Source organism: Clostridium omnivorum (assembly GCF_026012015.1).
In the GTDB taxonomy this organism is placed as follows: Bacteria; Bacillota; Clostridia; order Clostridiales; family Clostridiaceae; genus Clostridium_AX; species Clostridium_AX omnivorum.
The window spans coordinates 209,578-228,568 of the sequence record NZ_BRXR01000001.1; the positions used below are offsets into that span (position 1 = coordinate 209,578).

The 18,991-nt window shown below is 33.5% G+C and carries 17 protein-coding genes and 1 riboswitch; all 17 genes read right to left on the bottom strand.

What is annotated here, in order from left to right; genetic code table 11:
• Window positions 1-11: 11 nt before the first annotated feature.
• On the bottom strand, window positions 12-1,262 hold the full coding sequence (locus tag bsdE14_RS22345; protein WP_309298105.1) for a xanthine dehydrogenase family protein molybdopterin-binding subunit: 1,251 nt from the start codon (window positions 1,260-1,262) through the stop codon (window positions 12-14).
• 1 nt (window position 1,263) lies between these two features.
• The gene (locus bsdE14_RS00985; RefSeq protein WP_264848049.1) at window positions 1,264-1,734 is read right to left on the bottom strand and encodes a (2Fe-2S)-binding protein; all 471 of its coding nucleotides are present in this window, start codon (window positions 1,732-1,734) and stop codon (window positions 1,264-1,266) included.
• Window positions 1,727-2,602 carry an FAD binding domain-containing protein gene (locus bsdE14_RS00990; protein WP_264848050.1) on the bottom strand — a complete coding sequence of 292 codons (876 nt, stop codon included), beginning with the start codon at window positions 2,600-2,602 and terminating at the stop codon, window positions 1,727-1,729. The genes bsdE14_RS00985 and bsdE14_RS00990 overlap by 8 nt, the downstream gene beginning before the upstream one ends.
• Before the next feature lie 11 nt (window positions 2,603-2,613).
• Window positions 2,614-3,954 carry a 5'-deoxyadenosine deaminase gene (locus bsdE14_RS00995; RefSeq protein ID WP_264848051.1) on the bottom strand — a complete coding sequence of 447 codons (1,341 nt, stop codon included), beginning with the start codon at window positions 3,952-3,954 and terminating at the stop codon, window positions 2,614-2,616.
• A 37-nt stretch (window positions 3,955-3,991) separates the two neighbouring features.
• Window positions 3,992-4,825 carry an FAD binding domain-containing protein gene (locus bsdE14_RS01000; RefSeq protein ID WP_264848052.1) on the bottom strand — a complete coding sequence of 278 codons (834 nt, stop codon included), beginning with the start codon at window positions 4,823-4,825 and terminating at the stop codon, window positions 3,992-3,994.
• Between the two features lie 4 nt (window positions 4,826-4,829).
• Window positions 4,830-5,300, bottom strand: coding sequence for a (2Fe-2S)-binding protein (locus bsdE14_RS01005; protein ID WP_264848053.1), 471 nt, complete (start codon window positions 5,298-5,300; stop codon window positions 4,830-4,832).
• A gap of 21 nt (window positions 5,301-5,321) precedes the next feature.
• Window positions 5,322-5,798 carry a (2Fe-2S)-binding protein gene (locus bsdE14_RS01010; RefSeq protein WP_264848054.1) on the bottom strand — a complete coding sequence of 159 codons (477 nt, stop codon included), beginning with the start codon at window positions 5,796-5,798 and terminating at the stop codon, window positions 5,322-5,324.
• Between the two features lies 1 nt (window position 5,799).
• A complete protein-coding gene (locus bsdE14_RS01015; protein ID WP_264848055.1) occupies window positions 5,800-6,636 on the bottom strand; it encodes an FAD binding domain-containing protein in 837 nt (278 codons plus the stop codon).
• Window positions 6,611-8,866 carry a xanthine dehydrogenase family protein molybdopterin-binding subunit gene (locus bsdE14_RS01020; protein WP_264848056.1) on the bottom strand — a complete coding sequence of 752 codons (2,256 nt, stop codon included), beginning with the start codon at window positions 8,864-8,866 and terminating at the stop codon, window positions 6,611-6,613. Before bsdE14_RS01020 ends, bsdE14_RS01015 begins: the two co-directional genes overlap by 26 nt.
• 29 nt (window positions 8,867-8,895) lie before the next feature.
• Window positions 8,896-11,142 (bottom strand): xanthine dehydrogenase family protein molybdopterin-binding subunit, encoded by a 2,247-nt coding sequence (locus bsdE14_RS01025; RefSeq protein ID WP_264848057.1) that lies wholly within the window; start codon window positions 11,140-11,142, stop codon window positions 8,896-8,898.
• A 135-nt stretch (window positions 11,143-11,277) separates the two neighbouring features.
• Complete coding sequence (locus tag bsdE14_RS01030) at window positions 11,278-11,952, bottom strand: ribonuclease H-like domain-containing protein (protein ID WP_264848058.1); 675 nt, start codon at window positions 11,950-11,952, stop codon at window positions 11,278-11,280.
• A gap of 14 nt (window positions 11,953-11,966) precedes the next feature.
• Entirely contained in the window at window positions 11,967-12,695 is a 729-nt protein-coding gene (locus bsdE14_RS01035; RefSeq protein ID WP_264848059.1) for an HAD-IB family hydrolase, read from the bottom strand.
• A 191-nt stretch (window positions 12,696-12,886) separates the two neighbouring features.
• Window positions 12,887-13,708 (bottom strand): MetQ/NlpA family ABC transporter substrate-binding protein, encoded by an 822-nt coding sequence (locus tag bsdE14_RS01040; protein ID WP_264848061.1) that lies wholly within the window; start codon window positions 13,706-13,708, stop codon window positions 12,887-12,889.
• A gap of 18 nt (window positions 13,709-13,726) precedes the next feature.
• The gene (locus bsdE14_RS01045) at window positions 13,727-14,383 is read right to left on the bottom strand and encodes a methionine ABC transporter permease (protein ID WP_264848062.1); all 657 of its coding nucleotides are present in this window, start codon (window positions 14,381-14,383) and stop codon (window positions 13,727-13,729) included.
• Complete coding sequence (locus bsdE14_RS01050) at window positions 14,373-15,341, bottom strand: methionine ABC transporter ATP-binding protein (protein ID WP_264848064.1); 969 nt, start codon at window positions 15,339-15,341, stop codon at window positions 14,373-14,375. The genes bsdE14_RS01045 and bsdE14_RS01050 overlap by 11 nt, the downstream gene beginning before the upstream one ends.
• 148 nt (window positions 15,342-15,489) lie before the next feature.
• Window positions 15,490-15,597, bottom strand: a riboswitch (SAM riboswitch).
• A 117-nt stretch (window positions 15,598-15,714) separates the two neighbouring features.
• A complete protein-coding gene (gene pflA, locus bsdE14_RS01055) occupies window positions 15,715-16,440 on the bottom strand; it encodes a pyruvate formate-lyase-activating protein (RefSeq protein WP_264848065.1) in 726 nt (241 codons plus the stop codon).
• 132 nt (window positions 16,441-16,572) lie between these two features.
• Entirely contained in the window at window positions 16,573-18,795 is a 2,223-nt protein-coding gene (pflB, locus tag bsdE14_RS01060) for a formate C-acetyltransferase (protein ID WP_264848066.1), read from the bottom strand.
• Window positions 18,796-18,991 lie beyond the last annotated feature (196 nt).

The following is an 18,991-nucleotide window of genomic DNA, read 5'->3' on the forward strand; positions in this document are numbered from 1 at the left end:
TACCCCCCCTACTATAATTCTACAGCTTCTCCTTTAGCCACTTCTTCAATACATTTTTTTATTCCCACACTGCTTTCGAGGCACTGACCAGTAGGTAAAATACTTCCAACTTTTACTGCATTCATATATCTAAATTTAAGAGGATGTATATTGGAAAGGCCCGCTAAAATATCCATTTGACTTTCATACGCTATTGCAGCTTGTGCAGCGCCAAATCCTCTCATTGCACCAGCAAAAGAATTATTTGTATAAACTGCAAAAGACTCTATATCTACATTTTCTACTTCATAGGGTCCAACTGCATGAACTGCTGCCTTTCTAAGCACATTCATTCCCCAAGAGCAGTAGGCACCTGTATCTCCATATATTCTTGCCTTTACAGCACAAAGCATTCCATCTTCTCTTACGCCTGTCTTATAATACATTTTAAAACTATGCCTCTTACAATGGGTTGCAGTAGATTCTTCTCTTGAATACACAATTTTTACTGGCCTCTTTGTATAATAGCAGGCTAATGCTGCGTGTGCTTGAAGAGTTATATCTTCCCTTGCTCCAAAAGCTCCTCCAATAGCAGTATTGATAATTCTAACTTTATCCTGAGAAACTCCCAAGCACCTAGCCACTTCTTCTCTATCATAGTGAGGGTACTGAGTTGCCACATATATTTCTATTATGCCATCTTTATTAATATTACTTACAGCAGCTTCTGGTTGAAGAAAAGCGTGGTCTATAGCTGGAGTGCAGTACCAATTTTCCGCCACATATTTGGCTTCCTTAAATCCCTTATCTATATCCCCTTTTTTAATTTTCAAATCATAAAGAATATTTGAATTTTCACCTATTATTGGAGCATCCTTAAGGAGTGCTTCATCAATATTAAAAATACCTCTATATTCCTGGTATTTTACATCTATTAGTGATAAAGCCTTCTTTAGAATACTTTTATTTTCCGCAACAACTAATACAATTGGATCTCCAACTCTCTTTACAATATCTTGAACTAAGAATGGCTGATCTTTTAAAACTACTCCATGTTTTTTTTCGCCAGGTATCATACTATAGTCAATAACATGTACTATGCCGTGTAAATTTTTAATTTTTGAGTAATCAATACTTAGTACTTTTCCAAAGGATATTTTACTTCTTAGAACACCTGCATAGAGCATGTTAGGGAATTCTATATCATCAGGATATATAGCCTTTCCTCTCACCTTATTGTAAGCATCTTCCTTTTTTATGCTCTTTCCAACAAACTCCAGCATACTACTTCCTCTCCTTCATGTATTCTTGAGCTAGCATGATTCCCTGTACTATTTTCTCATAACCAGTACACCTGCATAAGTTTCCTGATATTCCTGCTCTAACATCAATTTCTTCTAACCTTGAATACTTATCTAAAAGACTTTTAGCACTTAAAATCATACCTGGAATGCAATAGCCGCATTGCACTGCTCCCACTTCAATAAAAGCTCTTTGTATTGGTTCTAATTGATCCTTTCCAACACCTTCTATGGTGGTAATTTGGCTACCATGAGCACTTGCAGCTAAAACAAGACAGGAATTAACGGTTATTCCATCCATTATTACTGTACAAGCTCCACATTCACCTTCTCCACACCCCTCTTTAGTACCCTTAAACTTTAAAACATCTCTAATAAAATCTATAAGTCTTAAATCAGATTCTATCTCTCTTTCAAAAACAATTCCATTTACCTTAATAGATACTTTATTCATTATATAAGCCACCTCCAAGTTCAGTTCTTTCTAATGCATTTATCACAGCTTGCTTATATACTCCTTTAACAGCTTCTTTTTTAAATGGCATAGTAGCTCTACTTTTAATGCTTTCAAAGACTATATTTTCAAGCATAATTAGAACTTCTGAACTAAAGATGTAGGATATAGGCCTTCCCTTAAGAAATACTTCAACTTCACTTACTCTAAAAGGGAATCTTCCTACTGCACCAAGTGCTAATGTAATATTTTTTATTATATTGTTTTGAACTTCTATACTTACGGCTGCGCATAACCTTGATATAGCCAGTGCATTTCTCTTACCTAATTTATAAAAGCCTGTCACTGCGGACTTTTTATTAATGATTATTTCTGTTAATATTTCGTTTTCCTTTACTTTATTCTTTTCATATTCATTAAAATAATCCTTACATCTAACTAATCTCTTTCCTTTATCACTCTCTATGTGAAAAGCTGCATCCATAGCCAATAAGCAAGGTACTACATCAGCTGATGCAGCTGCATTTGCTACATTTCCTCCAAGTGTAGCTCTATTCCTTATTTGTGGGGACCCCATCATATTCGCACAATCAGCTAGTGCAGAGAATTTTTCATTTATTATACTTGAATTTTTAACATCTGTAAAAGATGTCATACACCCTATAATTATGTGATGCTCAAAGTTTTTAATGCCCTTAATACTATGAATTTTGCTTAAATCAATTAAATATTCAGCCTTGACTTCTCCTCTGTTCAGCCCTAATAGCAAATCCGTTCCTCCAGCTAAAAGCTTGATATTTTTCTTTTGACTTAACAACATCTTAGCTTCTTCAACTGTGTTAGGTAGCAAAACTTCATTTATAGACATATGAACCTCCCTTATATATTAATACTTATTTTAGCCCTGTTCCACACTTTCTCAATACTTCTATTGCACATTTTAATTATGTTTTCTTCATCAAAATTAAGCAGCTTTCTATCCTCCATTACAACTTTTCCATTAATAATAGTTGTTATAACATTCTCAGTCTTACCTGAAAATACTATTTGACTTTCCTCATTTTCATTGAAACTAGGTGCATTATGCACCTTATTAAGATCAAGTATAATAATATCTGCTTTTTTTCCTTCTTCTATAGAACCTATTTCCTTTTCCTTACCCATGACCTTAGCCCCTCCCATAGTTGCTAGATATAAAACTTGCTTACAATCCATAGCTTTAGGACCAATAGTGACTTTTTGAATTAATGAGCTTAATTTCATTTCCATAAATGCATCAAGATTGTTACTACAAGGAGCTCCATCTGAAGCTATTCCAACATTTACTCCACGTTCTAATAGCTCAGGAATTTTAGCAATTCCTGACGACAGCTTCAAGTTTGAGGATGGACAATGTACTACCTTTGCATTACTTTTACTTATAAGCTCTACCTCTTCATCATTAAGCCATATGCAATGAGCTAATATAAGATTCTCATTTAAAAGTCCTACTTTTTTTAAATAGTTAATGTTTCTCATATTCCTATCCTGCTGAACAAAAGCAATTTCTCCACGATTTTCAGATGCATGGGTATGCACTTTTACACCATACTCCTTTGAAAGCTTTGATACCTCTAACAAAAGCTCTTCTGAGCATGAAACTACAAATCTAGGAGTAAAAGCATATTCAATTCTTCCATCATCAGCCTTATGCCATTTTTTAAGCAGCTTTACACTTTCGGCTATGGAATCCTCTTTTCTTTCCATTAAACTTGCTGGAACCTCCGTTCCATAATCCATCATAACTTTTCCTGTAATTGCTCTAAGTCCACTGTCATAAATAGCTTTTATAGCATTGTCTGTATAATGAACAGTTTCCATATCTACAATAGAAGTGGTTCCACCTTTTATTAGTTCACTGATTCCAAGCATAGCAGAATAATATATGCTTTCTTCATCATGCGCTCCTTCTAGCGGCCATATTCTATACTTTAGCCAATCTAAAAGTTCCATGTCATCAGCTGTACCTCTAAAAAGAGTCTGGCATAGGTGTATATGAGGCTGAACAAATCCAGGCATAGCTATTTTTCCATCTGCATCTATTACCTTATCAAAAGCACCTTCTATTTCTGACTTGCTGATTTTTTCAATCCTAGTATCTGTAATTGCAATATATCCTTTGAACTTAGAAAACTTTTCATCCATAGTTAATATCAAGGCATTTTTTATTAATATTTTCATTCTTATTCTCCTTAATATATTTTATTGCACTACATATTCAAATTATATCTAGTAATCTTAAAATAAGATTTTTACTTACTTCAAGCCTGTAATTCGCACTTGACCTTATGTCGCTTATAGGAGAAATGCTTTCTTCAATTATTTTTTGAACTTTTGTTAAATTATTTTTATTTAATTCTTTTCCTATTAGAAATTGTTCAGCCTTTTGTATTCTAATAACCTTTGGAGCCACTGCTCCATATGCAATCCTTATATCTTCTATGATATTTTTACTAAGCTTAATTAAAACTCCAATGGAACTTATTGATATAACCATTGCATTTCTTAAACCAACTTTTTCAAAATAACAGTTAAAGGAGCTATATTTTTTATCAAGAACTATATATTCAATAAATTCATTTGCCTTTAACTCAGTCCTTCCTACTCCACTTATAAAATCAATAATTTTAACTATTCTTTCTCCATTTAAACTTTTTAAAATTAGCTCAGCATCCAACAGTATCAATGCCAATATACCGTCTGAACTTGGGGATGCATTTTGTATATTGCCACCTAATGTAGCTCTATTTCTTATCTGACTTGATCCTATAGTTTTTAAGGCCTTTACTAAAACTTTAAAATTATCATCCACCAATTTGTCTTCAATTATTGTACTTAAGCTTACATTACTTCCTATATAAACTTTGTTCTCTTTTTCAAAAACTTGCTTAATTTCCTGAACTTCATTTATATCTAATATAGGTTTGGGTTGAAGCTTCCCATTTCTTAATGCCACCATCACATCTGTGCATCCAGCAACTATTCTTCTCTTGTCATTATCTAAGTTTTCCAGTAGTTCACCAAAATTTTTTGCTACTATAATCTGCTCCATACCATCACCTCTCCTCTTTCATACGTTTAGCCGCTAATTGTACAGCTTCAATTATTTTTACATATCCAGTGCACCTACAAAAGTTTCCCTCTAGATTCTTCTTTATTTCCTCAACTGTGGGACTCAAATTTCTATTTAAAAGTACTCTTGTAGACATAACCATTCCTGGAATACAATATCCACATTGTACAGCCCCCGCATCTACAAAAGCATTTTCTATTATTTCAAGCTCTTCCATTTGGTTTTTACCTTCTATTGTATACAATTCCTTATTGTCAGCTTGATAGGCATATAAAAGGCATGATGCTACATTCTTATTGTCCATAATTATAGTGCAGGCCCCACATTCGCCTTCTCCACACCCTTCTTTAGTACCAGTTAGCCCTAAATCCTCTCTAATAACATCAAGTAATCTGTCATCATAGGAGACATCTACTTCTCGAGCTTCACCGTTTATTTTAAACTTAATTAGCATCCTCTTCACCCCTTTGTTCATCTATAAATTTAAACTATGAGATATGTCCTCTAATATTAAGCTATCTACACTTTCAATTATTTGTCTATACCCCGTACATCTGCATAAGTTCCCATCTATAGCTCTAATAATCTCTTCTCTTGAAGGCTGTATGCTTTCATAGAGCAATCCTAGAATTGCCATTATCATTCCTGGGGTGCAGTATCCACACTGAACTGCACCAGCACTCATCATTCTTTCTTGAAGAGTCATTAGTACTTTATCATTTACACCTTCAATGGTAATAACCTCTAACCCTTCAATTTGACCTGTCATTACCATGCAAGAGTTTACTGCCTTATTATTTAATAGCACAGTGCATGCACCGCATTCACCAACTTCACAACCCTTTTTTACACTTGTGAGCCCCATATCGTCTCTTAAAAAATCGACTAAAGGCTTTGTTTTTATTACATTCCTTTCAATTTCTTCTCCGTTTAACTTAAATTTTATAGCCAAGTTAATTCCTCCATTCTTCAAGTGTCTTTACAATTAGTCCTTTTAGTACTGATTCTTTATACTCTGTTGACCACCTTCTGCCGCTAAGCGACACTGCTTCTGCAGTTGAACACTCTGCAATAGCTTCAATAGCTTTTGAATCTAATCTTTCGCCCCTAAAATAACTTTCAGTATTCCAAAGCCTACCGTGCCTTGGCAGCATAGCTCCAGGGCAAATTCTTATATCTTCAATGATTCCATTTCTTTCTTTAAGCGCTATTGCAAGTGTTAATCTAGATATAGCTAAAGATTTTCTTCTTCCTACTTTAATTAACTTCCATCTGTATCCATCTATTGGTGTAACTTTAATAGATTTCAAAAGTTCATTTGAGTTTAAATCTAAACCTTTTGCTAAAAAAAAGTCTTTTAAAGCTATGCAACGTACCCCGTTAATGCTTTCAATATTAACTTTTGCATCATAGATTAATAGCGGAGGAATACTATCAGCACAAATTGCATTGTTCACTATATTTCCACCAATAGTACCTCTATTTCTTATTAAAGTTGACCCAACTAAGCTACAAGCCTTACTTAACATTGGAAGCCATTTTTTTATCAGTTCATTTTTTTCAATTTCTGAATGGGTGCAGCAAGCTCCAATAGTAATTTCATTTTTCAGTTCTTCAATCTTTAAAAGTTCTTCAAGATTTGAAATATCAATGAAGGGCTCTGCATACTGTTTTCCCTTTCTTTTATCAACCATTAGATCAGTGCCACCAGCTATCAATGTGCATTGGTCCTTATTTATATAATCAAATACTTCAACTAACCCTTTAGGCTTTACAAACATTGTATCCATGCTTACTCAACTCCTTACCAAGCACTATTTTTTCTAGACTAAACGGAAGATCAGTAATTCTCTTACCAGTTGCAAACCTTATAGCATTTCCAATGCATGCTGGCACCGGCGTTAACACTGGTTCACCAGTGCCTTTAGCTCCAAATGGCCCAAGCCTATCTATACTTTCCACGGCTTCACTATAAATCTCTGGCACATCCTGAGAGGTAGGAATTAAATATCCATCAAAATTATTGTTTTCTATCACACCATTGCTAATTTCCAGGTCCTCCATAAGTGCATAGCCAATTCCTGTTGCAACACCACCATTAATTTGTCCCCTTAAAGCTACTGGATTCAGTATTTTACCTATATCATGTATAGCAAAGTATTTATCTACAGCAGTCATACCAGTAACTAAATCTACAGTTAAATAGCATACATGTGCTCCATAATGATAGGAAACATATGGTATTCCAAGCCCAGTATGTTCATTCCAATCAATCTTAGGCATATCAAATCTCCCATATGCTCTTACTTCCTTTTTGTCACTTAAAAGCTTGCAGAACTCTAAAAGCGAAGTAAGAAGTTTTTTATTATTATAAAAGCTCCCATCTTCATAATTAACTTTCTGAATCTCAATACCAAAGTAAGCACTAACTTCAGCTTTAAGAAAGTTAATAAAGTTGTTGCATGCCACTTCAACAGCCTTACCACCAACAGTTGATCCTCTTGATGCAACTGTTGGGCCGGAGTTTAATATTTTAAAAGTATCATAATTATTAACTTCAATATTATTAGAAGACAGCTGTAATACTTCACTTGCTATTTGGGAAAATATAGTTCTTGAACCTTGTCCAAGTTCAGAAATTCCACATGTAACAAGTAATTTTTTAGTATCTCTAAGAAAATGAACTTCTGACTGTGCAAAATCCTCACCTTCAGCTCCTAAGCTTATACCATGATAGCCTAATGCTACACCAATGCCTTTTTTCACATATTTATTTTGTAAATTAAAGCTCCTAAATTCTTTTTTCTTTTCATCCCACTGTGAAACCTCTCTAATCCTTTTCAATATATACTCAATTGATGGCTCCCAATCGATTGTTTGATTAGTTGGTGTAGTCTTTCCCTTTCTCCACACATTCTTGAGCCTTAATTCAATAGGATCCATATTGAGCTTGTAGGACATTTCATCTATTATAGTGTCATAAAAATAGCAGGCCTGCAGTCCTCCAAAGCCTCTAAAAGCACCACAATATACGTTATTTGTGTAATAAACCTCATTCTCTATATCAGTCCAATCATATACATAAGGCCCTCCAGAATGTGTGGTGTTTCTGTACTGAACGAAATTACTAACAGAAGCATAGGCACCTCCGTCCATTCTATTTCTGACCTCAATGCCATTAAATTCTCCTTCTTTGCTTGAAACTAATGTAATCTTACTTTTTATGGGATGTCTTTTATAACTTGAAATAATGGACTCCTCTCTAGTAGCTACATATTTGCATGGTCTTCCTGTCTTGAAGGTACCAAGTGATACAAAGCCACAAGCTTCATATACTACATCATCTTTTCCCCCAAATGCTCCTCCAACTGTACTTTGAATTACTCTTACCTTTTCAGTAGATAAATTTAAAATCTTAGCAACTATATCCCTAGCTGTAAGTGGGCTTTGCATAGGAGCTCTAATCACCAATATGTCACCCTCATAAGAGCTTACTGCCCCCTCTGGCTCTATATACATATGTTCCTGATGCTTAGTACTAAGCTCCATACTTAAAACTACATCATCACTTTTCATGCTCTTTTTCTCAATATTCTTTTTAACAACTAGTCTATTTAATAACTTTTCAGATTTATCTACATCGTAAACTGGATTAAGTTCTTCATAGTATACTTTAACGAGCCCTGCTGCTCTATCAGCAATTTTCTTATTTTCAGCACATACGATAGCAATCGCATCTCCAATATATCTTACTGTTCCATTTGATAAAATTTGATTGTCGCATACTGGAAATCCATAGCTGTTATCTCCACAAAAATCATTTGCTGTATAAATACCAATTACCCCTTGAATTTCTGCTTCTTTAATATCAATAGACTTTATATTTCCATATGGAATGCTGCTTCTAACAACAGATATATAGAGCATATTATCCATAAAAATATCATCTACGTACTCAGCTTTACCTGTTATTTTTTCATAGCCATCAACTCTGTCATAGTTCTTTCCTACATATTTCATACTTTTTTCTCCTTCCTCGCTGATTCCACCTACCACTGATTATTTTCTCTAAGTAAAATTTTTTCCGCGGTAATTGGCAAGCTATAACTTCTATAGCCCACAGCATTATATATAGCATTTGATAAAGCTGGAGCTGGAGCATCTATACTTATCTCTCCTACACCTTTCATTCCAAAGGCTCCTGTAGTCTCATAGGGTTCTACATGAAGGCATTCTATTTCTGGAACATCTAAAATGCTTGGAATTATATAAGTAGATAGCTTATTATTTAATACTTTTGAATTTTCTAGCTTTAATCCTTCAAAAAGTGCATATCCTATTCCTTGAGCCGCACCTCCATGTATTTGACCTTGAAGAGATTGAGGATTTATTACTTTACCACATTCTGTTGCAGTTATATATTTTAATATGGCAACGCTTCCAGTTATCATATCAACTTCTACTAGGGCCATATGTGCTGAATGAGAATATATTATATGCGGAAGTCCATGTCCTATTTCGTGCCTGTCTTTTGCTATTGGATTATCAGCATAGCAAATAGCCATTCTTTTTGTGCTATCCATTAATTCATATACTTTTTCAAAGGAAACCTCTCCACTGTTCCCAATAATACTGCCATTACTTAAAATTAAATTTTCTATATTTTCTTTAAGAAAAATAGCAGCAGCCTCTAGCATATTTTCCTTTAAAATCTTTGAAGCTCCTTCTAATGCTTTAGCATAAATATAAGTGGTTCTTGAGGCAGATGCTGGACCGGAATCTAAAGTAAATTTAGAATCAGGGGTTGTATAACTAATCTTTGATCTATCTAAATTAAACAGTTCGGCGGCTATTTGTACATTTGCTGTAGTATTACCTTGCCCCATATCTGAAATGCCCCCATATACAATCAATGTACCATTTTCCTTAAGCTCCAGCTTCGCCTGAGCATAATCAGGAATATTAACTCCAAGCCCCCCGCCTTGATATGCTACAGCAATACCTAGTCCTCTCTTTTTGTTTTCCGAATTTGTCTTTAAATATTCTTTTTTATTTTTATACAAATCCGTATTCTCTAAAGCCTGTAAGCATTCTTTTAATCCGGTGCTATATATAAATGTATGTCCGATGCATGAGGTATCCCATTGATGAATAACATTTTTCTTTCTTATATCAAGTGTAGTTATATTTAGTTTTTCGGCAATTATATCCATTTGCGACTCAAAAGCAAAAGTAACCTGAGGCACACCAAATCCTCTGAACGCACCACCTATAGGATTATTTGTGTATACCGCATAACCATTTACTCTTGTGTTCTCAATTTTATATGGACCTGCAAAGTGCTCAACAGCCAGATTAAGTACTTCTGCTCCTAGACTTGCGTAAGCTCCTTTGTCAAAATATAGCTCAGCCTCACAGCCTGTAATAGTACCATCACTTTTAGCAGCAGTTTTATATTTCATAAATGCAGCATGTCTATGATAACTTGAATTTATGGATTCTGACCTTTCCAAAAAAATTCGTACTGGCCTTCTAAGCTTAATAACCGCCAGAGCGATTAAGAGCTGAATAGTTATTCCATCTTTTCTCCCAAACCCACCACCAAAAAACGGTGCAGCAACTCTTATTTGATCCTTAGGAATATCCAGTGCGTAGGATATTTCATCTATATCCCTATAAATAGTCTGAGTTCCAGCCCAAATTGCTAGTTTACCATCTTCATCAATCTTTCCAAATCCAGCTTCTGTTTCTAATGGCATATGATCTTGAAAAGGTACGTAATACTTATTTTCAATTACAATATCCGCTTCTTTAAACGCTCTTTCTACATCTCCTTTAGTAACTTCTATCTTGTGAAGAAGGTTACCATTTTCATGTATTAATGGAGCATTTTCTTTTAGCCCTTCAAAGGGAGTTGTAACAACTGTAAGCATTTCATATTGTATGCTTATATTTTTGATAGCTTCTTCAACAGCTCTTTTACTTTCTCCAACTACCAAACATATTGGATCACCAATACATCTTACTTTTTTTTCGACAAGTATTTCCTGATCCTTGTGTACAATACCATACCTATTTCTTCCAGGTATATCTTTAGCTGTAAAAATAGCAATTACACCCTTCACTGCCTTTGCCCTATCGAGGTCTATTTTTAAAATATTACCATGAGGCACTTCAGATCTTTTTACTCCAAGAATTAAAGTATCACTTTCCCTAATATCAGATGGATACTTATGAGTGCCTTCTGCTTTAAGCTTTCCCTCAGCTCGATTAAATTCTTTTCCTACATACTTCATTATTTCTCCTCCACTGCTTGGATTTTAAAAATAGAGCTAATATATACTTCTTTGCTTAATTTATATTAGTCTTAAGAAAATATATTACTAAATTTATTTGCATAATAAAAAAAGCTGTGATGCATCATTAATGCTTCACAACTTTTCCACTAGATCAATATTTTCTTTTAGCACCTTATTCCAATTCAAAAATATATGAAAAAGATTTACTACATCTTGTTCATTATACAAGAGAATTTTCTCCTTTTTTTCTTCTGGCATTCTTTTAAAATATTCTTTATCCTTTACAATCTTATTAAAAGTTTTAGCTAGATTAGAACCACTTATTAGTTCTCCTTCTCTTTCTATCCCAAATTCTTTTTCTAATGCTTTTAATCCAATACACTTTTTTGTAATCTTCTCATATTCCTTTTGTAAATCAATTCCTACATAGTAATCATCAAAATTTAAATCAATATCATACTTTTTAATTAAATAATTAATTACCGTAAAATCGTTATTCCCGGAAAATGTAACAATATACTTTTTTTCATTTTTAATAGCCATTTCTTTAAAATATTTTTCAGCAAGCTTTAAAATTTCTAAGGCATCTGTACCATTTTCAATCATATATTGAGTAACTTTAATCGTACTATTCTTTTCCTCAAAATAACAGCATCCAAAAACTCCTATACATACTGGTTTTTTATAAACATAATGCTCTAAATCAAAAAAAATAGCCTTTTTATAAATATTTATATCTAAATCTGCTTTTAATGCGTTAGAAGAATCTGTATTTTCAATTTTTATATCGTTGTATCTAATTATCACTGTACCACTCTTTTCTAATCAATATGAATACAATCAGAAGTTAGCTTATATATTACATCCTTACGTTCTACAATTATATTTGTTTTATTTCGAGCCGTTTCATTGGACATGACCTTTTGTAACAATTCTTTAGTAGGATTAACACAAATGGGATTCCCTACAAGTTCAAACATTGAATAATCTCCAGAAGTGTCACCATAAGCATAGCAATATTCTAAATCTAATTTATACTTTTCTGCAAATTTTAATACTGAATTTCGTTTACTACTGCTATCCCACATTGGAATAACCTCTCCAGTATATACCATATCCTTATTCATTTTGTAAATAGCACCCTCATAATCATGAAAACCATGCTTAAGAGCCATTTCCCTTACCAATTCTAACGGACTTCCAGATATAGTAATTATCTTGTGTCCCTGCTCTTTATGCCAACGTATTCTATCCCTTGTAAAAGTATATACTCTATCTCCCTTTTGTGCTACTACATTTTTTGCAATAAATTCAACTTGTGAGCTATGGAGGCCTTTAATTGCTTCAATATATATATCAGCCATCTTTAACAAATAATTGTCATAGTTTCCCTGTCTCTTATCCCACCTTTGATATTCTGGTCTCACTTCATTATACCAGCGTTCAGGTTCAATTATCTCATATTTTACTAATTTTTTAAATATTTCTGCTATAAGTCCTTCTCTATATAGAGTTCCATCAATATCAAAAAAAGCTCCTATATTGTCCATTGTACCCTCCTTCTATATATATCTTTAATACTATAATATTAGATTTATCTGTTAATGCCCATTGTTTCTATAATTCATTATAACCATTTTTGTTGAATCTTTGTAATATTTTTTGCATATCTTGTAATCTGCGCTTTTAGGAAATCCATAAAATAGCAACAAGGTCTAGATTAATTCTAGACCTTGACCTATTAAAATGCTGGAACTATATTTCCATTATATTTTTCTTCTATAAACTTTTTAACTTCAGGAGAGTTCAAAGCTTCTGATAGTGCTTTTATATACGGCTTATCCTTATCCTTTTTTCTAACAGCAAGTACATTTGCATATGGCGAATCTTTGGATTCAATAACTATAGCGTCTTTTGCCGGATTAAGCTTTGCTTCTAGAGCATAGTTTGTATTAATTACAGCTGCATCTAAGTCATTTAATACTCTAGGAAGCTGTGCTGCCTCTAATTCTTTAAATTTAATATTTTTTGTATTTTCAGTTATATCAAGAATAGTTACTAAATCTCCAGACTTTAATTTTATTAATCCTGCAGTTTCAAGTACTCTTAAAGCTCTTGCTTCATTTGTAGGATCATTTGGTACAGCAATAGTTGAACCTTCCTTTAAATCAGCAAGCTTAGTAACCTTCTTTGAATATAGCCCCATTGGCTCTATATGAACTTTAACAGTATAATCTAAATCTAATTTTTTTTCTTCTATACTCTTCTTTAAATATGGTATATGTTGAAAGAAGTTTGCATCCAAATCACCATCGTTAAGTGCTAAATTAGGCTGAACATAATCTGTGAATTCCTTAATTTCTAAAGTATATCCCTTCTTTTCAAGTATTGGCTTTATCTGTTCAAGAATTTCCTTATGTGGAACTGGAGTAGCTCCAACTTTTATAACCTTTTTATCATTCCCCACACTTGTCTTTGCAGAAGTGCTTTCGTTTTTAGCCGCACAACCGGCTAAACCTAAAGTTAAAACTATTGATAGAACTAAAGCTATTGATTTCTTCATTTTAATACCCCCTAGTGATTATTTATTTAATTTTTTATATAAAATATTACCTACGCTTTGAAACAGTTGTACTACAACTATTAATATAATAACAGTATAAATCATGATATCAGTCTTAAACCTTTGATAGCCATATCTTACAGCTATATCCCCTAAACCTCCTCCGCCTATTGTCCCAGCCATAGCTGAGTACCCTATAACACTTATTACAGTTAGAGTAATACCTAAAACTATAGAGGGTAGAGCTTCTCTTATCATTACTTTGAAAATTATCTGAGTTGTGCTAGCTCCGAAAGATTTTGCTGCTTCTATGATTCCCGGATCCACTTCTTTCAGTGCAGACTCTATTACTCTTGCTGCAAATGGAGCAGCCCCGATTGTTAGTGGAACTATAGCTGCATTTTTCCCTATGGAAGTACCGGCAATTAATTTAGTAAGCGGAAAAATTGCAATCATTAGTATGATAAAAGGGAATGAACGTAATAGGTTAATAATAAAATCTAAGGTACTATTTATAATTTTATTTGGCTTAAGCCCCTTTTTATCTGTAACTACCAATATAACTGCTGGTAAAAAGCCTAAAATTACAGCAAATACTGTTGAAACTATAACCATATATAGTGTATCCCCTAGCCCTGGCAGTAAAATTTCTTGAAATATTTCACTAAATGTCATTTTTTATTACCTCCCATCCTATGGACTTGCTGTTAAGGTATTCTATTATGGCGCTACTATTTTCCTCGGAAACATTAATAACTAAACTGCCTAAAACATCTTCTCTAAATTTTTCAAGTTTTCCCCATACAATAGAAAAGTCTATATCAAGACTTCTAGCCATGGAAGTGATTAAGCTGTTTTGACTAATCTCTTTTGAGAAGAAAACCTTTATGTTTATTCCACTGAATGGCAGCACTTCCTCTTCTCCCATAAGATCTTTTAGTTCATAGGTAGGCTTTAGAAATAATTTTTCTACTTCGCCTATTGCTTTTACTTCGCCACCTTCCATTAAAGCCACATTTGAGCATATTTCCTTTATTACTTCCATCTGATGAGTAACAATAATAATAGTTAATTTCAATTTTTCATTAATTTCTTTTAGAAGCTGAAGTATAGACTTTGTTGTTTTAGGATCTAATGCTGAAGTAGCTTCGTCACATAGCAAAACCTTTGGCTCAAGTGCTAAAGCTCTAGCTATCGCTACTCTTTGTTTTTGTCCTCCACTTAATTCACTAGGAAAGCTATTTCTTTTATCTTCAAGTCCAACTAACTGGAGTAAATTGCTCACCTTGTTATTTATTTCAGCTTTTCCATATCCCCAAACTTCAAGAGGAAGTGCAATATTTTCAAAGACATTTTTCCTCTTAAGCAAATTAAATCCTTGAAAAATCATCCCTAAATCTTTCCTAAGCAGTCTTATCTCCCTTGAACTAAGTGTTTTTACTTCCCTTCCCATAACTTCAATATTTCCACTATCATAAGCTTCAAGACCATTGAGACATCTAAGTAAAGTCGACTTACCAGCACCACTATGTCCAACTATTCCAAAAATCTCCCCTTCATTAACTTTTAATGTTACATCATGTAAGACTAGATTCTTACCAAAGGCTTTACTTACATTTTTAACTTCAAGCATTCAGTTACCTCCTTATAAAGCGCAATTATGTACGCAACCGGTTGCATAAATAAATACTAAAATGACACATCGATATGCTGTTCCTGCATATTTTTTCACAAAAGAAAAACCCGAGGAAAACCCTCGGGTAAAAATACGCCTAGTGTTCTCCTTATCTCTCAGCTTACGCTGCAGGAATTGGCACCTTTGTATTGCTAAAAGCAATACCGGTTGCCGGGCTTCATCGGGCCAGTCCCTCCACCTCTCGTGATAAGTACGATAAATATTAAATTTTGCTTTTGTAGTAATTTTTAATTAATAACCATGTATTGATTAATATTATACATAGTAGCTAGTTCAATGTCAATAGCTTTTTGAAAGTTTTTTATACATATCATGCAATTTTTATTTTTTCAATTATAATCTTTTCTAATTTTCTAGTTTGTTTTTTATCCATAGGTTCTACATCTTTAAGTCTGTATGGAATCCCTAGTTTCTCATATTTATGAATACCAAGAGTATGGTATGGAAGAAGCTCTATTTTCTCTACATTATTGATTTTTTTAATTATTTCTTCAAGTTTTTCAATATGCTCTTTTGAATCTGTTATTCCAGGAACAACAACGTGCCTTACCCATACTTTAGTACTAGCTCTTTCTAGAGCTTTCATAAATTCGTCTAGACCTCTTTTAGAGCGACCAGTTAGGCTTTTATACCCTTCATCATCCACGTGCTTTATGTCTAAAAGAACTAAGTCCGTATATTTTAAAATTTCATCATAATATTCGCTAAATCCATAACCAGCAGTATCTATTGTAGTGTGTATTCCCATCTTCTTACACAACTTTAACATTTCTAGTAAAAATTCAGGTTGAAGTAAGGGATCTCCTCCAGAGAAGGTCACTCCCCCTCCTGATCTCTCGAAGTATGGTTTAAATCTAAGAATCTTTTTTAATAGTTCCTCAGAAGTCATTTCAGTACCGCCTTCTGTTCCCCAAGTATCAGGATTATGGCAATATGCACACCTAAGTTTACAGCCTTGCAAAAACACTACAGTTCTAACTCCTGGTCCATCAACAAGCCCCATACTTTCTATTGAATGCACCCTTCCTTTTGTCATAAAAATCCCCTCCTTCTTCTAAATAATTAAAACACCACATGCCTAAGAAAATCTTAGGCATGCAGCATAGTTATTAATTTTGATTGATGTGTGTGTGCTATTTGTTTTATATTTTAAGTGTCTAGCACTTAATTACATTTTTTCGTGGAACGTTCTATTTATAACGTCAGCTTGTTGTGCCTTAGTTAATTTATTAAAGTTTACGGCATATCCTGATACTCTTATTGTTAGAGTTGGATACTTTTCTGGATGTTCCATTGCATCCATAAGTGTTTCTCTATTAAGAACATTTACATTTAAGTGGTGAGCATTTTGACCAAAGTATCCATCCATTATAGCTACTAGATTATTAATTCTTGCTTCTGATTCTTTTCCTAGTGCATCTGGAATTATAGAGAATGTATTGGAAACTCCATCTTCGCAGCATGAATATGGTACTTTTGCTACAGAGTTTAATGAAGCAAGAGCTCCTTCAATATCTCTTCCATGCATTGGGTTAGCTCCTGGTGCAAAAGGTTGACCAGCCTTTCTTCCATCTGGGGTAGATCCAGTTTTCTTACCATAAGTTACGTTTGATGTTATTGTCAACACTGATAATGTATGTTTTGCATTCCTATATGTTGGTGTCTTTTTAAGCTCGCTTGAGAACTTTTCAACTATTTCTACAGCTATACTATCAACTCTATCATCGTCATTACCATACTTAGGGAATTCTCCTACAACTTCAAAGTCTACAGTTATACCATTTTCTCTTATTGGCTTAACCTTTGCATATTTAATAGCGCTTAATGAGTCTGCAGCAACTGATAATCCTGCTACTCCGAATGCCATAAGTCTTCCTACTTTTGTATCATGCAATGCCATTTGTGCTGCTTCATAGGCATATTTATCATGCATGTAGTGGATTATATTCATTGTGTTTACATATAATTCACTAATGTATTCTAGCACCTTAAAGTAATTAGCTTTCACCTTTTCATAATCTAATACTTCATCTGTTATTGGCTCAATCCCTGGTACTACTTTTAATCCTTGTTTTTCATCAATACCACCATTTAAAGCAAGAAGTAAAGACTTACCAACATTGCATCTTGCACCAAAGAACTGCATTTGTTTTCCTACTTCCATTGCAGATACACAGCATGCTATAGCATAGTCATCACCGTAAATTGGCTTCATAATATCATCATTTTCATATTGAATTGAATCTGTAAGTATTGACATTTCAGCACAGTACTTTTTAAAGTTTTCTGGTAACTGTTGTGACCAAAGCACTGTCATATTTGGTTCTGGAGCAGTTCCAAGATTTATTAGTGTATGCAAATATCTATAAGAAGACTTCGTTACAAGTGGTCTTCCATCAACCCCTACTCCTCCTATGGATTCAGTAACCCAAGTTGGGTCTCCAGCAAATATCTCGTTATAGTCAGGAGTTCTTAAGTGTCTTACAAGTCTTAACTTAATAATAAATTGATCAACTATCTCTTGAGCTTCTTCTTCAGTTATTATACCTGCTTGTAAATCTCTTTCTATATATATATCAACAAAAGTACTTGTTCTACCCAATGACATTGCTGCTCCGTTATTTTCCTTTATTGCAGCTAAATATCCAAAGTAAACAAATTGTACTGCTTCTTTTGCATTTGACGCTGGCTGTGAAATATCAACTCCATAGGAAGCAGCCATGTTCTTTATCTTAGCAAGTGCTCTTATTTGTTCATTTAGCTCTTCTCTTAATCTTATAGTCTCTTCAACCATAGTTCCTTTTAGGTTCTTTAGATCTTTTTTCTTATCTTCAACTAATTTATCTATACCATATAGTGCTATTCTTCTATAGTCACCTATTATTCTTCCTCTTCCATAAGCATCTGGAAGTCCTGTTATAACCCCAGCTTTTCTAGCCACTCTTATATCATCAGTATAAGCATCGAAAACGCCTTGGTTATGAGTCTTTCTATACTTTGTAAATATTTCATGCATTTCATCGCTCACTTTGTATCCATAAGACTCAAGAGCTTGTTCAGCCATTCTTATTCCACCAAAAGGATTGGTTATTCTCTTTAGAGGAGCATCAGCTTGAAGCCCAACTATTGTTTCGTTATCTTTATCTATATATCCAGGTTTAAAAGCATCTACTCCAGAAATCGTTTCTGTATCAACGCCTAATATTCCCTTTTTAAGTTCTTCTATTATTAACTTACTGCATTCATCCCAAACTTTTTTAGTTTTTTCGGTTGGTCCTACTAAGAAACTCTTATCGCCTTCATATAGTTTATAATTCTTTTGAATAAAGTCTCTTACATTAATTTCATTCATCCAATTACCTTCGTTAAATCCATTCCATTGCTTATACATAACATCGACTCCTTATTTCATATTTAACATGTTTCTATTGTACTATATTTTTCTTTCTGTATCAATACCTAATTTTATAGAATTTTAGGCTTTTTTTGCGTTATAAATGTAACAGTTACATTTTCTGTTACATTTCTTTGTTTTTCTGTTATATACTTTATATAACATCTGTTTCATATTAATAATTATTGAATAA

What these genes read in the sequence shown, in the direction of transcription:
- bsdE14_RS01020 (WP_264848056.1), bottom strand. Translation starts at nt 8,866, where the DNA reads ATGAAATATGTAGGAAAGAACTATGACAGAGTTGATGGCTATGAAAAA.
- bsdE14_RS00985 (WP_264848049.1), bottom strand. Translation starts at nt 1,734, where the DNA reads ATGAATAAAGTATCTATTAAGGTAAATGGAATTGTTTTTGAAAGAGAG.
- bsdE14_RS01015 (WP_264848055.1), bottom strand. Translation starts at nt 6,636, where the DNA reads ATGGATACAATGTTTGTAAAGCCTAAAGGGTTAGTTGAAGTATTTGAT.
- bsdE14_RS01000 (WP_264848052.1), bottom strand. Translation starts at nt 4,825, where the DNA reads ATGGAGCAGATTATAGTAGCAAAAAATTTTGGTGAACTACTGGAAAAC.
- pflB (WP_264848066.1), bottom strand. Translation starts at nt 18,795, where the DNA reads ATGTATAAGCAATGGAATGGATTTAACGAAGGTAATTGGATGAATGAA.
- bsdE14_RS01040 (WP_264848061.1), bottom strand. Translation starts at nt 13,708, where the DNA reads ATGAAGAAATCAATAGCTTTAGTTCTATCAATAGTTTTAACTTTAGGT.
- bsdE14_RS22345 (WP_309298105.1), bottom strand. Translation starts at nt 1,262, where the DNA reads ATGCTGGAGTTTGTTGGAAAGAGCATAAAAAAGGAAGATGCTTACAAT.
- bsdE14_RS01035 (WP_264848059.1), bottom strand. Translation starts at nt 12,695, where the DNA reads ATGGACAATATAGGAGCTTTTTTTGATATTGATGGAACTCTATATAGA.
- pflA (WP_264848065.1), bottom strand. Translation starts at nt 16,440, where the DNA reads ATGACAAAAGGAAGGGTGCATTCAATAGAAAGTATGGGGCTTGTTGAT.
- bsdE14_RS01025 (WP_264848057.1), bottom strand. Translation starts at nt 11,142, where the DNA reads ATGAAGTATGTAGGAAAAGAATTTAATCGAGCTGAGGGAAAGCTTAAA.
- bsdE14_RS00990 (WP_264848050.1), bottom strand. Translation starts at nt 2,602, where the DNA reads ATGTCTATAAATGAAGTTTTGCTACCTAACACAGTTGAAGAAGCTAAG.
- bsdE14_RS00995 (WP_264848051.1), bottom strand. Translation starts at nt 3,954, where the DNA reads ATGAAAATATTAATAAAAAATGCCTTGATATTAACTATGGATGAAAAG.
- bsdE14_RS01045 (WP_264848062.1), bottom strand. Translation starts at nt 14,383, where the DNA reads ATGACATTTAGTGAAATATTTCAAGAAATTTTACTGCCAGGGCTAGGG.
- bsdE14_RS01005 (WP_264848053.1), bottom strand. Translation starts at nt 5,300, where the DNA reads ATGCTAATTAAGTTTAAAATAAACGGTGAAGCTCGAGAAGTAGATGTC.
- bsdE14_RS01050 (WP_264848064.1), bottom strand. Translation starts at nt 15,341, where the DNA reads ATGCTTGAAGTTAAAAATGTAAGTAAAGCCTTTGGTAAGAATCTAGTC.